The sequence below is a fragment of the Paenibacillus sp. FSL L8-0494 genome (assembly GCF_038003695.1).
GTDB lineage: Bacteria > Bacillota > Bacilli > Paenibacillales > Paenibacillaceae > Paenibacillus_AQ > Paenibacillus_AQ odorifer.
The window spans coordinates 1,808,987-1,823,836 of record NZ_JBBOPQ010000001.1 but is presented as its reverse complement, the minus strand read 5'-3'; the positions used below and the strand labels follow the sequence as shown (position 1 = coordinate 1,823,836).

The 14,850-nt window shown below is 41.5% G+C and carries 14 protein-coding genes; 5 read left to right on the top strand and 9 right to left on the bottom strand.

Features of this window, described 5'->3' with window-relative positions:
• The 3 genes from NYE35_RS08085 to NYE35_RS08075 form a co-directional block, all read right to left on the bottom strand.
• Nucleotides 1-1,038, bottom strand: coding sequence for a helix-turn-helix domain-containing protein (locus NYE35_RS08085; RefSeq protein ID WP_036675621.1), 1,038 nt, complete (start codon nucleotides 1,036-1,038; stop codon nucleotides 1-3).
• 80 nt (nucleotides 1,039-1,118) lie between these two features.
• The gene (locus NYE35_RS08080) at nucleotides 1,119-1,850 is read right to left on the bottom strand and encodes a metallophosphoesterase family protein (RefSeq protein WP_305953810.1); all 732 of its coding nucleotides are present in this window, start codon (nucleotides 1,848-1,850) and stop codon (nucleotides 1,119-1,121) included.
• 84 nt (nucleotides 1,851-1,934) lie between these two features.
• Nucleotides 1,935-2,456: a MarR family winged helix-turn-helix transcriptional regulator gene (locus tag NYE35_RS08075; RefSeq protein WP_052096877.1), complete on the bottom strand. Its 522-nt coding sequence runs from the start codon at nucleotides 2,454-2,456 to the stop codon at nucleotides 1,935-1,937.
• 217 nt (nucleotides 2,457-2,673) lie between these two features.
• On the opposite strand from NYE35_RS08075, the gene NYE35_RS08070 reads away from it, so the two are divergent.
• Nucleotides 2,674-4,305: an MDR family MFS transporter gene (locus NYE35_RS08070; protein ID WP_445321967.1), complete on the top strand. Its 1,632-nt coding sequence runs from the start codon at nucleotides 2,674-2,676 to the stop codon at nucleotides 4,303-4,305.
• A 73-nt stretch (nucleotides 4,306-4,378) separates the two neighbouring features.
• Here the strand turns inward: NYE35_RS08070 and NYE35_RS08065 are convergent, their stop codons facing one another.
• Nucleotides 4,379-4,846 (bottom strand): MarR family winged helix-turn-helix transcriptional regulator, encoded by a 468-nt coding sequence (locus NYE35_RS08065; protein WP_036675630.1) that lies wholly within the window; start codon nucleotides 4,844-4,846, stop codon nucleotides 4,379-4,381.
• Between the two features lie 141 nt (nucleotides 4,847-4,987).
• On the opposite strand from NYE35_RS08065, the gene NYE35_RS08060 reads away from it, so the two are divergent.
• Nucleotides 4,988-6,490, top strand: a complete 1,503-nt coding sequence (locus tag NYE35_RS08060; RefSeq protein ID WP_076104938.1) for an amidase — start codon at nucleotides 4,988-4,990, stop codon at nucleotides 6,488-6,490.
• 36 nt (nucleotides 6,491-6,526) lie between these two features.
• Here the strand turns inward: NYE35_RS08060 and NYE35_RS08055 are convergent, their stop codons facing one another.
• A complete protein-coding gene (locus tag NYE35_RS08055; RefSeq protein ID WP_036675633.1) occupies nucleotides 6,527-7,120 on the bottom strand; it encodes a TetR/AcrR family transcriptional regulator in 594 nt (197 codons plus the stop codon).
• 165 nt (nucleotides 7,121-7,285) lie between these two features.
• Between NYE35_RS08055 and NYE35_RS08050 the strand changes: the two genes are divergently transcribed.
• Together NYE35_RS08050 and NYE35_RS08045 are read left to right on the top strand one after the other, a co-directional pair.
• Nucleotides 7,286-8,173 (top strand): ABC transporter ATP-binding protein, encoded by an 888-nt coding sequence (locus tag NYE35_RS08050; RefSeq protein WP_094901742.1) that lies wholly within the window; start codon nucleotides 7,286-7,288, stop codon nucleotides 8,171-8,173.
• Nucleotides 8,170-8,982, top strand: coding sequence for an ABC transporter permease subunit (locus NYE35_RS08045; protein WP_036675636.1), 813 nt, complete (start codon nucleotides 8,170-8,172; stop codon nucleotides 8,980-8,982). Before NYE35_RS08050 ends, NYE35_RS08045 begins: the two co-directional genes overlap by 4 nt.
• A gap of 334 nt (nucleotides 8,983-9,316) precedes the next feature.
• On the opposite strand, the gene NYE35_RS08040 is transcribed toward NYE35_RS08045, so the two are convergent.
• The 4 genes from NYE35_RS08040 to NYE35_RS08025 form a co-directional block, all read right to left on the bottom strand.
• On the bottom strand, nucleotides 9,317-10,276 hold the full coding sequence (locus NYE35_RS08040; protein WP_038569499.1) for a glycoside hydrolase family 43 protein: 960 nt from the start codon (nucleotides 10,274-10,276) through the stop codon (nucleotides 9,317-9,319).
• Nucleotides 10,277-10,380: 104 nt separating this feature from the next.
• A complete protein-coding gene (locus tag NYE35_RS08035; RefSeq protein WP_036675639.1) occupies nucleotides 10,381-11,277 on the bottom strand; it encodes a carbohydrate ABC transporter permease in 897 nt (298 codons plus the stop codon).
• Nucleotides 11,278-11,331: 54 nt separating this feature from the next.
• Nucleotides 11,332-12,210 carry a carbohydrate ABC transporter permease gene (locus tag NYE35_RS08030; protein ID WP_036675641.1) on the bottom strand — a complete coding sequence of 293 codons (879 nt, stop codon included), beginning with the start codon at nucleotides 12,208-12,210 and terminating at the stop codon, nucleotides 11,332-11,334.
• Between the two features lie 79 nt (nucleotides 12,211-12,289).
• The gene (locus NYE35_RS08025) at nucleotides 12,290-13,534 is read right to left on the bottom strand and encodes an extracellular solute-binding protein (RefSeq protein ID WP_036675642.1); all 1,245 of its coding nucleotides are present in this window, start codon (nucleotides 13,532-13,534) and stop codon (nucleotides 12,290-12,292) included.
• A gap of 276 nt (nucleotides 13,535-13,810) precedes the next feature.
• Between NYE35_RS08025 and NYE35_RS08020 the strand changes: the two genes are divergently transcribed.
• The gene (locus NYE35_RS08020; RefSeq protein ID WP_036675644.1) at nucleotides 13,811-14,716 is read left to right on the top strand and encodes an ArsR/SmtB family transcription factor; all 906 of its coding nucleotides are present in this window, start codon (nucleotides 13,811-13,813) and stop codon (nucleotides 14,714-14,716) included.
• Nucleotides 14,717-14,850: the final 134 nt, after the last annotated feature.

The following is a 14,850-nucleotide window of genomic DNA, read 5'->3' as shown; positions in this document are numbered from 1 at the left end:
TTATCTCCTTGTAAATAACCATAATGGCAAAGTTTCTCGTTGTCCCGTATAGGCAAGTGCGACATCCGATGGTATTTTACCTTGATTAGGTCCATCTGTAATTTGCCTGCTGAAGTTGTAGGTTCTCAAGTATTCATGTAAGCGCTTTTCTAAAATTTCAAAAGAATCTATCGTATCATCTACCCAAGCCTGCTGGTAGAATTCTTTGGTCAACACCGCCGCAAATTGCTGCAAGGGCTGAAATATCTCTGTTTGGTCTACCGTTATAGCTACTTGATTAATATTGTTCTTATGTAAAAATTCACTATATTTATGTTTTCCTCTGTCCCAGTTCGTAATGAATTCACGGCTTTTGTTCGTAACCAGATTATCGATATGAAAATCTAATGTCTTCATCAATGGGAGAACTTTCAGATGCATAAAATCTATAAAATGAATGGTAGACTTACGATTGTATAGCTTAACTAGACCTAGTCTGGAGTAGGCATCATAAATTACATATTGATATACCTTTCCGACCCTCGGGAAAACTCCCAAATAGCTGATACTCTGCTGACACATATACCCGGGATGAGCATTTATCGGATTCTTCATCTTATAATCTAGTGTTTTCCGTTTCTCTTTAAATCCTTTAGTGAGAGTGGATTGTGCGCCATCCCTCTTCTTTGCTTTGATTTGATTGGCGTAAGCTTCACGCTCTATTCGTTTATTTAGTCCGTTTCGACGTAGTACATTATAAATACCCGATTCCCCTATTTGCATACCTTCATCTTGCAGTTCATAAAAGATGCGTCTAGGCCCATCCTCAGGAAATCTGGCGACGTACTGCAAAATCAATCTTTCCGTTTTCTTATCTACTTTATTAGGCATTACCGGCTTTTTTTTCTTCTCCCCAAGTCCATCCATTCCATGTTGTTGATAAGCTTTAGACCACTTATAATAGATCGTCCGGGAAATGCCAAACTCCTTACAGGTTTCGCTCACATTCTTGCTGATGGCCCCTTGCATGAGGATATGATATTTGCTGTTTGCATTCACCTATTTGCACCCCTCCTATCTTTATTTTATACATAGTTAACGTTTAATTCATTACTATTCTAAAAAAAATGGGAGAACGCTCAAAGCGTCTCACCATTCCGAACAAAATGCGTTATGTATTTCCCTGCGGAAATCTCCAAGCAATTTAGTCGTTGGCCATATGCGCAGCCACCATCTATGCCAATTTTATCTCCAAGTGGACTAAACCAAATTTCTTCTGAATCATGCAGATCCATCGTCGAAGTATGACCGAAAACAACCGTTTTGTTAGTGCTAACTACCGGATTCTTATAAAAGGGTTCTCTAATCCAGATAAAATCATAAGGGTCCTGCTGTTTCCAATCCTCAATTAATGGATTAATGCCCGCATGAACAAAAATATGTTCTTCCGTCTCATGATAAAGCGGCAATGTGCTTAGAAAGTCTATATGATGTCTATAGTCCCGCCTAATTTTTTCTTTTAGCTGCATATAATCCTTCCAGCCAAAATCCTCCTGCAAACCTTCGGAGCCCGCCTCACAATAACTCATCAGCGTATGAAATCCGCCGTTAGTAAGCCAATGGGTATCCAATTTATCATCTTCGCCGGTGAGCGCATCGCAAGCCATTTTATCGTGATTTCCTTTGAGAACTATAGCTCCACATTCTTGCTGCAGAGTCATCACTTGCTCCACAATTCCTTTACTGTCCAGCCCTCTATCCACATAATCTCCCATCAAGATAAGCTTATCCTCCGCTGGGCGATAATTCACTTTTGATAACAGTGCATTGAATTCTACATAACTTCCGTGAATGTCACTAATTGCTAATATTCTGATGATAATCGCTCCTTGCTCTAAGATGCAAAAAAAGATGTTCCCGCGGGTGTGCAGGAATATCTTTTGATGTTGGGCTTTTTATACTGAATCTATAACTAATGACTCTTCATCCGACTGTGGAAAAAAATGACGGCTTCTGACCTCATGCACCGCTTCTTGAAAACGATCGCACAAAAAGATCAGCTGGTCGATCTCTTCCTTACCGACCTTTTGCGTGATTTCACTCAAAATACCGGAATAGGATGCCATCTGCCTGCTATAAATCTGCTCTCCAAGCTCACTCAAACAGATATATACGACCCGACGATCTGTCTCGGATGTTGTACGTACTACGTAACCTTTTTCCTCCAAAGTATTTGCCATTTGCGTGGCAGTAGGTCTACTTATCTGGAGCAGGTCACTTAATTTAGAAATCATAACTCCCCGGTGCTGTTTGTCACCTTCGGTCGCTTTCTTTTGCTTCATTACAGTGTGAATGACGTACATCATAACAAACTCTCTATACGATACTACATCAATCGAGTAGGGGCGAGCAGTCAGACGCTTTATATTTTCAAGGGCTATGATAAGCTTCTGCTCTTGATTGTCATGGGTATCCATAGGGCACCTCCAATATACCTCAATCTAATTAGATTACTTACCTATTCCCAAAAAATCAAGTCAAATTCAAATTCTCTTTAAATTAAAATTTAATAATTAACCTGTTGTGCTAATTGATGAATTTGTGTATTATACATAAATGATAGTTTGGCTACCTAATTATTACGACATGAATTCCCAAACTACAATATATAGAAGTTAAAGGAGAGGAACTGCTCTGGAGCATGTCACTCAGAAAAAGAAAGTTACAATTATGATTGCTTTAATGGCGGCTATGTTTTTCGCAGCAATCAACCAGACAATTGTGGGCACAGCAATGCCCCGAATTATTGCGATGCTTGGAGGCATTGAACATTATACCTGGGTAATTACCATCTATATGCTCACCTCAACCATTGCTACCGTACTTGTCGGTAAGTTATCCGATATTTACGGAAGAAAGCCCTTCCTGTTATCAGGGATTGTCATTTTTATTATAGGTGCGTTCCTATCCGGATTGTCGACCAACATTTTTCAAATGATCACTTATCGCGGGATTCAAGGTCTAGGCGGCGGGATTCTCATGTCGGCTACCGTAACCGCTGTAGGTGATTTGTTCGCTCCAAGAGAGAGAGCCAAGTGGACTGGAATTATGATGGCGATATTTGGTTTCTCCAGCGTAATTGGTCCTACTCTTGGCGGATTCATGGTAGATCACATGGCTTGGAAATGGATCTTCTGGATCTTCTTGCCTTTCGGTATCGTGGCCTTCTTTATGATTTTGAAAATGTTCCCTAAAACAACGCGTTCTACATCTGAGTCCATTGACTATTTAGGCTCCATTTTCCTTTCCCTGACCATCGTTGCGCTCTTGCTCGGCTTTTCATGGGCAGGAACAAAATATGACTGGGGTTCTCCGGAGATTCTCGGCTTGTTTGGGGCTTCCATTCTGGGTCTGATTATCCTGATTCTGATTGAGCGTAAAGCTAAGAGCCCCGTATTGCCATTATCCTTATTTAAAAACTCCATCGTATCCATCTCAATGATTGTCGGTTTCCTGATGAATGCCGGTATGATGGGCGCGATGATCTACCTGCCCTTCTTTGTGCAAGGGGTAGAGGGCGTCTCCCCAACTAAATCTGGTTTTATCAATATGCCAATGTCACTTACTATGATTGTACTAAGTACTTTAGTGGGAAGATGGATCTCCAAAACAGGAAAATATAAACGTTATGCTCTAATGGGGATGCCATTCATGGTTGTAGCCATGATATTAATGGCCTTTATGAGTAACATTGCTACGGCTGTAGTCAGCATGATTATCTTCGGGGTTGGGTTAGGACTATCGATGCCCGTATTTACTCTAACCGTACAAAATGCTGTTGCTCCTTCAATGCTAGGTGTTGCTACTGCTACAAATACTTTATTCCGTAATTTAGGTGGAACCATAGGTATTGCCATCATGGGTACCATTATGAACTCCTCATTAACGAAAAAATTAGAGGCAGCGGTATCTTCAGGCAAAGGTCCGGATTTATCCAAACTCGATCCTGAATCCGCTAAACAGCTTTCTGCATTTATGAACCCTCAAATGTTGCTAGATCAACCTAAACTAAAGGAATTGCATGCAACACTGCCAGAGCAAATCCAGCCGCTCTTCAATCAATTGATTGAGATGCTGCGGAACGCACTGAGCGATTCCCTGACAGTTGTGTTCTTAAGTGGTACGGCGCTGTTAGTTATCGCAGCACTGCTCGTTCTGTTCCTTAAAGAGATTCCATTACGTAGTGGAGAGAAAAAAATGGAGGCACACGCAGAGGATAAAACCGGGAGTAAAAAACTCGAAAAATCTGTGCCTGCTGCACATTAATCACAAATAACCTTACATTAGAGATGTCCGTAAACAGCTTAGGCTGTGCGGCATCTCTTTTTGATAAGAAGGGCTAGGATTCGTTTGATTGATCATTCAATTCTTCGAAGTAAACGTAAACTCCGTTTAACAGCTCCATTAACGTATCCGTCTGTTCTTTGCCCATGTAATCAATCATACCTTTAAAGGTATTCCGGGATTTCGTTACGGCCATCTCAGCCAGATGCTCCCCTTTTTCCGTAAGCGTGATCTCACTAACTCGGCGATCCTGTGCATCGGAAGTACGCACCACATATCCTTGTGCAATCAGACTATTGAGCATTTGGGTAACCGTAGGAGAGGTGACTTTCAGAAACTTGCTAATCTCCGAAACCGTCTGTCCCTTCTTCCCTTCCCGTTCTTTACCAAGCTTTAAAGAAACCAACATCCGGACCTCACTTGGCTTCAAGCCCCAAATCGTGGTTTTACGCCAGTTCATTCTAGCGAATTGTTGGAAAGCCTCCATTAATCCATCAACATTCTGATATTTCTCTTCGTTCATCAGTACACCCCATAAAATCATTTAACACTAAGTATAGCCTAATATGACGTAAAAAAGAATTGATAGATGTCAGATTACCCATTTTCAAAAAATAACTAATGGGATGTATAATATAATAATCATCCTAAATTGAAAGTGGGTATTAATTTGACCTTTTCTTACTCTACCTATGACGCTCTAGGACTTGCTTCACTTGTCAAAGCACGTGAAATTTCACCTCGTGAGCTGGTCGAAGCCGCCTTTGCTCGGTTAGATGAGGTCAATCCAGTCATAAATGCGGTGGTGCGCACCCGCCGGGAAGCTGCTCTTAGAGAAGCCGACGAGATGCCTGTTCAGGATAACACTCGGCCGTTTGCTGGCGTTCCGTTTCTATTAAAGGATATTTCCCAATCTATCGCTGGCGAGCCCATCACTTGTGGGGCTATGCTGATGAAGAACAATGTCGCACGGTGGGATTCAAATTATGTTGCACGGATTAGGAAAGCCGGCTTCATTCCACTTGGCCATACGAACACACCAGAGTTCGGCTTAAAAAACATTACAGAGAATGTCCTCCATGGACCTGCTCGTAATCCTTGGAATCTCGAATATTCTCCTGGAGGTTCGAGTGGCGGAGCCGCGGCAGCTGTTGCTTCTGGTATCGTTCCAGTAGCAGGAGCCAGTGATGGTGGTGGGTCCATCCGTATTCCCGCCTCATTCACAGGCTTATTCGGACTTAAACCCACGCGCGGGCGCACACCAGTAGGACCCGGAGTCGGCCGTCAATGGCAAGGGGCTTCTATTGATTTTGCCTTAACCCGGTCCGTTCGCGATAGCGCTGCTATGTTAGATCTGCTGCAGGTTGTGCAGCCAGAAGCCGCCTTCCAGACTCCGTTATATCCGGGCGTATATCTGGATGATCTGTTTAAGCCTACGCAACGTAAACTACGAATTGGATTTACGACTGCTTCCCCAGTAGGTACGCCTGTCTCTGAAGAGGCCGTAAATGCTGTTCTCAAAACCGTGAAATGGCTCGAAGCTGAAGGACATGCGGTTGAAGAAACAGAAAGTCCTGTGAATGGCACAAGACTGATGGAGAACTACTATACGATGAATGCCGGAGAGGTAGCAGCCATGTTCGTCTCCCTGGAGAGAAATATGGGACGTTCCATAACTGCTGACGATGTCGATATCATTACGTGGGTTCTTGGTGAGACCGGAAAAAATGTTTCAGCGGCCGAATTCGTACATAGTCTTGATGAATGGGACGTTGCAGCCGCCCAAATGGCGGAACTGTTCAATCATTACGACTTATATATAACACCTACGAATGCAAACTCCGCTCCCAAAATTGGTGAATTAACGCATAAACCTGCAGAGATAGCAAAGCTGCTGCACGTAAACGAATTGCCAAAAGAAGAACAGAGCCGCTTAATTTACGAGATGTTTGAGCCAAGCCTAACCTATACACCGTTCACCCAGCTCGCAAATCTGACAGGCCAGCCAGCAATGAGTGTGCCCGTCCATAAGTCAGCAACTGGCCTGCCGCTAGGCGTTCAAGTCATGGCGAACAAAGGCCGTGAAGATTTGCTGCTTCAGCTTGCTGCCCAGCTTGAACAATCCGCTCTTTGGGTCGGCATGAATGGGAATCCGCTGTTGACCTGATCAATTAAGGGTGATGTTCACGCAGCTCAAGCTCCCTTACTCTTTCCCGCAAATGCCGTAGAAGAAAATATGGATGGCTTCCTCGATGAAGGCATCCATATCTTCCTGTTTGCTAGCTTCGTCTAGAAGTTCACCCGCATTACGCATATACATCCCCATTAGTGAAAGTATCCCTTTGGTGGATACTTTATTTGAGATTTCTCCCCGGGCTTTCCCATCCTCAACCATCTTCACCAGCACCGGCAAAATGTCATTCGCATATCGTTCTTCAATATAACGGAACATTTCTTGATCCTCAACCATAAGCTCCTTCACAGTCGCGGGAGATAAACCGCTGTAAGTTTGCCTTTCCATGGTTAGAATGTAACCAATAATCTCCTTTAGAGAATGCTCTTGATAAATGTAATCTTCAAACTCCTGAATTTCCTTCTGAACAAAGTCCTTAAAAGACTCACTAAGCAGCGCTTCCTTACTGCCAAAATAATTATAAATCGTCACCTGAGAGACTCCTGCTTCTTTCGCAATATCTGCGATCCGTAGACGTTTGGGTTCCCAGCTCTTGAGCATCTCCATAGTAGTTTTCATAATTTTGAATTTAATCTGTGCTGCTCTCTTCTCAAATCCATTCATAGCTTCCACCCTAACTTCGTTATTAAGTATGCGTATTTAAATTTAATGAAATATTCCATTTCAATTATTTCATAATTATATTGACTTCATTAACCACTAGGAATAATATAACATATGAAATATTCAATTCATATTAGTTCATTATTTTGCGGCGGGGGTGGCGGCATGCTGGTTGTAGAAGGCTTAACTAAACGATTTTCGAATGGCAAAGGAATCGAAGATGTAACATTTACCGTAAACAAAGGCGAGGTTTTTGGATTTCTAGGTCCTAACGGCGCGGGTAAATCGACAACTATACGGCATATCATGGGTTTTATGAAACCAGATCAAGGGCATGCGAGTATCCATGGGCTTGATGTATGGAAGGCACAAGGGACAGTCCAGAAGCATATTGGCTACTTACCCGGTGAAATTAACTTTTTTGATGGGATGACGGGCCTTTCTTTCCTTAAATTCATGTCAGCCATGCAGGGAATCAAAAATACTACCAAACGCGAGCAGCTGATTGAACGCTTGCAATTTGATGCCACAACTCCGATCCGAAAAATGTCAAAGGGAATGAAGCAAAAGGTCGGAATCGTCGCTGCTTTTATGCACAGTCCTGAAGTTATTATTCTGGATGAACCTACCTCGGGTCTCGACCCGCTCATGCAAAAGGTATTTATTGATCTGGTACTGGAGGAAAAATCAGCCGGAACTACCTTTCTCATGTCCTCACACAGCTTTCAGGAAATTGAACGCACCTGTGACCGCGCCGCAATTATTAAAGACGGACGGATTATCACCGTAAAAAATATTCATGAACTACAATCGATGCAACGGAAGCTGTTTGAGGTCATTTTTGCGAATAGTGAAGATGCAGTGGATTTTGCCGCCTCCGGCCTACAAGTGGAAGCTCATGAGGGAAATATGGTCCGCATAGCTGTGCAAGGCAATTATGATCGATTCATCCGGGAAACTGGAAAATACAATATCCGCAGCATCGACGTATTCACGCAGAATCTAGAGGACATCTTCATGGACTATTATGACCGCGAGGGGGCAGTGCAATGAATCTTCCGCTCTATAAGGAAATGATGCGAGTGAACCTGAAAGGAATATTGAATTACGCCTTTGGTTCTGCCTTCTATATTCTGTTTATGATCTGGCTTTATCCAGGGATTGCGGGGAGTACACAAGCAATTGATGACCTTATTAAGGCGATGCCAGAGGGTGTGGGTAAAGCCTTTGGGTTAAATAGCGGATTTACCAGTGCTGAAGCTTTTATCTCCGGAGAATATTATGGACTTATACTAGTTCTGATTCTTTCCATAGTTTGTGTGCAAATGTCAACGCAGCTAATGGCTCGACTCGTGGATCGCGGCTCCATGGCTTATCTGCTCATAGCCCCAACTACACGGAGAAAAGTCGCCACCACGCAGGCACTTGTACTCACTACAGCATTGCTCTTAATTATGGGTGTAACCACCCTCGCCGGATTATTAGGTAAAGCATGGTTTCTTGGCAGTGAATATGACTTTAACAGCGGTCGCTTCGCTCAGCTGAATACCGTGGCCTTTTTATTATTTTTTGCGGTAGGCGGCCTTACCTTTCTCGTGTCCTCTGTATGTAATGACGAGAAAAAAGCGCTCGGAATTTCCGGCGCCATCGCCTTCGGATTTTTCACTCTGGATCTACTCGGTAAAATAAGCGACAAACTTGAAGGACTGCGTTTCCTAACCTTATTCTCCTTCTATCAACCCGGGGAAATCGTTCAGGGCAACGTGGAGATTATTCAGGTCTCCAGTTGGCTGCTGTTGATCGGAGTGCTCACCTTTTCCTTGGGAGTAGAGCTGTTCAGAAGACGGGATCTTCCATTATAAGAGTACCTCACTTGATCAACTCGCTTTTACGCGTTCCCGAAGCAACTATCGGACACCGTTGACCTTAAATGCAACTTTATCACAAATTTGCGTACCTAACGGACCCTAAAGTCGTTATTGGCTTGAAGATCAGCAAAAATGAACCTTTTCTAAAGGAATAGCTGCACTGGGGTCCGCAACCTTACTCAAATGACTAAAAAATTGCAAATAGCGTCAGCTGAGTCCTTAAGCCTCAGGAGGGTTATAACTATGACTCTTATAAAAAACAACAGAGCAGTGTTTCTCCACCTCTGGGAGAATCATTGCTCTGTTGTTTTATGCGACAAATCCCTTTTTATTTCGTATCCGGTCTAGGTACACCAAAGTTTGGCGTTCCATCTTCATTCCACTGGATTACTTGCACACGTGCGTGACGATTCGGATCGTAAAGCGGATCTCCGACAATTTCCTTATAGCTTCTAGCATGGAAAACAAGGATATCCTGTGTGCCATCCTCAGAGACAGTAAAGCTATTATGTCCCGGACCATATTGGCCATTTTCCTCAGAAGTCGTAAACACAGGTTCAGGTGTCTTGACCCATGATTTTGGATCCATTAAATCACTATTCTCATCAGCAGTCAATAATCCCATACAATAGTTGTGATCTGTTGCACTAGCTGAGAATGTCATGAAAATACGTCCATTACGCTTAAGGATTGCCGCGCCTTCGTTCACCAAAAATCCGATTTTTTCCCAATCGTATTCAGGAGTAGTGATGCACACCTGCTCACCTTTTAGTGTCCAAGGGTTCTCCATTTCGGAAATATAAATATTTGAATTGCCAGGGATAGCAGGATCTTTTTGTGCCCAAACGTAATATCTAACTCCTTTATGCTCAAAAGTTGTTGCATCCAAGGCAAAAGATTCCCATTTTGTTTTTATTTGACCCTTTTCCACCCATTCACCCTCTAAAGGATTTGCGGATGGGTTTTCTAACGCAAACATGCGATGATCAAATAAACCGTCTTTCGTATCAGAGGTATGTGCAGCTGCATAATATACGTACCATTTTCCATCAATATAATGAATCTCTGGCGCCCAAATATTAGCACTCATCAAACCCGTTTCATGCTTAACCCAAATGGTCTTTCCTTCAGCCTCAGCCAATCCTTGAATGGATTCAGAACGGCGAAGCTCAATTCTATCGAACTCTGGAACTGAAGCTATGAAATAGTAGTAACCATCAGTATGTTTATAGATCCAAGGATCTGCTCGTTGCTCAACTAGTGGATTTTTTACATTAAATTCTCTCACAATGACAACTCCTATATTTATCTCTTTTTTTATATTTGCAGGTCACCAAAACACACCCTTCCTTATAAGAAGTCAAGGTGTATTTAAGTTTAAGTTCATTCGATCTAACCTTTGATACCCGAATTCAGGTTGATGGATTGAACGAAGTATTTTTGTGCAAAAACGAATAGCAGCAATGTTGGAATAATCGCCATGATTGCCGAGCCCATTAATTGTCCGATCATACGATAGTTTCCGTAGATGTCTTGCAATAAGAGCAAACCAGCGGTAATTGGCATTTTGTCTACGTCTGTGTACACGATAACCGGCCAGAGGAAGTCATTCCAAGATCCAGTAAAGGAGAACAATCCGCAAACAATTAGTATTGGTTTAACTAACGGCAATATAATTTGCGCGAAAATTCTAAAGTCACTTGCACCATCAACTTTAGCCGATTCATCTAATTCTTTTGGGATACCGTTCATAAACTGTCTGACCAAGAAGATATTACCCATACCCGCAAGACCAGGGATAATCATAGCCCAGGAAGTGTTCACCCAACCAAAGGAGTCAATGATTTTATACGAAGGAATCAAGTTAACAACACCCGGGAAGAAGGAGATCCCTAGCAAAGTAAAGAACAATGTGTCTCTTCCTTTAAACTTAATACGGGTGTAACCAAAACCTGTAATCGAAATAACAATAACAACCAGAATGGTGTGAGATGTAGCAATAAACAATGAGTTACCTAACCAACGTAGAATTGGAGCTGTAGAAGTATTGTTTAGGATCGTAACGTAGTTCTCAAAGACCCACTCTTTAGGAAATAGTCTAAAGCCCGAGGATACTACTTCCGTTTGTGATCTAAATGAGGTGGAAATCCCGAATATAACAGGAATGATCCAAATCACACATAGGATACCTAGAAATATATAGGATATATATTTTGAAATACTTACACTGGAGGAGCCTTTTATTTTGCCTGTTGTATTTACAACTGGATTTACTGCCTGGTTTGACATTTTAGTACACCTACCTTTTCCATTTCCTTGTTAGTCAATTAGTTTCTGCGAACCCTATGAAGCATTTCGGTTCATTACATAATATTGCAGTGCTGAGATCACCAAAATAACTAATCCCAGTAAAACTGCCATAGCTGATGCCATCCCGGCGATGGATTCACCGTTACCGAAAGCTAATTGACGAATATACATCATTAGAACGTGTGTACTTTGTCGAGGTCCACCATCGGTCATCATTAACGGTTGGCCGAATACATTAAAGGCACCCGCAGTTGTCATAACAAAGGTATAAATTAATGGAAAACGAATAGATGGCAAGGTAATACTAGTGAATCTTTTAATTGAACCCGCACCATCGAGCTCCGCTGATTCATATAACTCTTGAGCCACACCACTTAAGGAAGCACGATAGATAATCATGTTGCCCCCAATACCACCCCATAAAGTAATTACAATGATAATAATCCACGCATAGGGTTGATTTGCAGGCCAAGCAATTTGTGATCCAAACAGATTACCAGTGATCCCTAGTTGCTTATTAAAGATCAACAGCCAAATCAGTGCTGCCGCAGAAATTGAAATCAAGCCAGGAATATAAAGAATAGATTGAATTAAGCTCTTCATTTTAACTTTTTTATGCTCCAACGCCACCGCAACCATTAATGGAATAATAATCAGCAGCGGAACAGACAAAGCAACGAAAATCAATGTGTTTTTTAGGCCTCTGAAAAATTGAGTATGAAAGGTTGATCCGCCGTCAAAAAGAATAGCTTTATAGTTATCAAAGCCTACCCATACCGGATCACTCATTAAATTCCATTTTGTAAATGAAGCATAAATCCCATAAATCGTTGGCAATAAAATGAAGACAGCAAACAAAATGACATGCGGACCTACAAAGAAAGCAGGTGCCCAATTGATTTTCTTTTTCATAGGAATTCATTTCTCCTTTTGCACAAAGTAATGCACCATAACATGGCACATTACTTCGTACAATCTATTCTATTTTGCTTTATTTTGCTGCACTGCTGCTTTCCGCAATTTTATCTTCAACAAATTTTTGCATCGTTGCCAAAGTCTCATCAATATCAACGTTGCCACGAACGATATCCGCACAGTAAGTATCTACAGCTTCCGCAATGTATGGGTAGTATTCATATGTGTAAATGTAAAGGGATTCGATTTCTTTTTCATCAGATGTAAAGAAGGATTGCATATAGTCTTTGTACTCAGGGCTTTGGTTAACTACGTTACTAGCTACGTTTTGTCCAGCTTTTGCCCATTCCATCGAATTCGTACGAACATATTCCAAGAAGTTAGCAATACCTACTTCTTTTTCGTCTGTTCTCTTATCATTTTTCAACATAGCGAACAAGTGAGAAGAAGATCTGTTGGTGAATTTGTCAGGAGTAGGAGAATAAACATTGGTCACGCCAAAGTTCAAACCTTCAACCCCAGCATGTGCTGTAGAACTCCAAGTTCCGTCTGTCGAGAAAAGTACATTTTGAGATTGGAACATCAAGTAACCGTCTTCACCAAATGGAGTCATAAGGCCAGCATCGGCGATTTTCTTAACATTTTCAAACGCTTGTTTAAAGACAGGGGTGTTAACAGCCGGTTTTCCATCAACTTGGATATCGCCGCCCAAATCTTGAATTTGAGCCAAGATAACCCAGCCCAGCAAAGCATCATTAACTACGTAATCGCCTTCATCCAATTTACCTTGTAAGGAAAGCATTTCATCAATAGTAACAACGTTATCATCCAAGAAAGATTCAGCATTATACTTTTTCAGCAAATCTTTATTGTAATACATTACGTTACTATGAATATCAAGAGGAACTGTGTATTGAGTTCCATCGATATTACCAGTGTTCCAAGCTTGTGGTAAGTAATTTTCAGCTTTCAGTTCAGGTTGTGCTGGCAATACGGTATCTTGCATGGATTCCAGTACACCTTGTTTAACAAATCCAGGAACACGGTCAGCATGGATAATTGCTAAATCAGGAACACCTTTGCTAGATGCCAAAACTGTAGAAATCTTTGTGTACATATCAGCCGTAATAACATGTTTTACTTTAATTTCGGGATTCGTTGCATTGTAGTTTTTAACAATTTGATCCATATAAGCACCGTCATCACCGGTCAGCGGTGTCCAGAACGTAATCGTCTTACTATCATCTTTACCACCGCATCCTGCCAAAACTGTCGATAATGTTAGAACCGTTGCTAATAAAACTCCAAATTTCTTTTTCATTACTCTCTCCCCCTGCAGCTGTAATGTTAAGATAACCATTCATGTTCACTTTCTTTGAAAACGATTAACTTGAGATTAGTATACATTCATTGTGAAAGCGTAGTCAATAACATTTAAATAAACTTAATAGAATTTTTTTTCATTTAATTAACCTTTTGATTCATCTCTCGGAGATGAAAGCGATATTATATTTACTTCGGTTACCTTTCATGTTACTTTATATATAGATTAATAAACTTTACAGTATATGAAATAACTTTGAAAGAAGTGGGTAAAATGCAGTTGGAAATCGACAAATCCTCTCTTGTTGTTTACGAAGCTTTAGCGAGTGAAGTACGCATCAAAATTATTCAGTTGCTCTCCAAAAATAAGATGAACATCAAAGATTTGGCAGAAGAACTTAAAATAAGCAGTCCTATCGTTACCAAACACATTAAAAAACTAGAAGATGCAGGGCTCATAAAAACGGAAAAGGTGCCTGGTAAATCAGGAATGCAAAAAATTTCAATTCTTAGGGTGGATCATATTGAGATTAACTTCCCGAAGAAAATCTTTCACTCTTTTGCCTCCTACGAGACATCAGTGCCGATTGGTCATTATACCGATTATGATCTGAAACCTACTTGCGGACTTGCTACGGATAAGGAGTTTATCGGCAGAGTAGACGAACCTAAGTATTTCATGGATTCTAAAAGAGTGGACGCAGAGATTCTCTGGTTCACTCAAGGTTATGTCCAATATAATATCGCTAATTTCCTAAAAAAAGAGGAAACCCTACAGCAATTTGAGATTAGCTTAGAGCTTTCTTCCGAATTCCCCTTTGCTAATGACGTATGGCCTTCAGACATCACCTTTTCTTTGAATGGCTTGGAATTAGGGACTTGGACGAGCCCCGGGGATTTCGCTGATGCTAGAGGTAAATTCACACCGGAATGGTGGCCACACAATATCAATCAATACGGATTGCTAAAAACGATTAGAATTACAAACCACAATGGAACTTACATTGACGGTGACCCGCTGTCTCAGGTTTCGATTGAGGATTTAGATACGACTTGTGACCGTTGGACCTTTCGGATCGAAGTGAAGGAAGATGCAAAGCACGTAGGAGGAGCAACGATTTTCGGGAAAAAATTCGGAAACCATGATCAAGATATCATTTTCAAATTGTACTATCTGTAAATTTTTCTTTTATGTTCTAAGCAAAACTGGTTCTTTTTGCGGGGGTGAACAACTAATTAGCTATTCTTCCTTAGCTCCCCCCCACCCGTTATGCCCTACCCCCTCTCTTTATCCTTGCTGATATATCCCGCCTA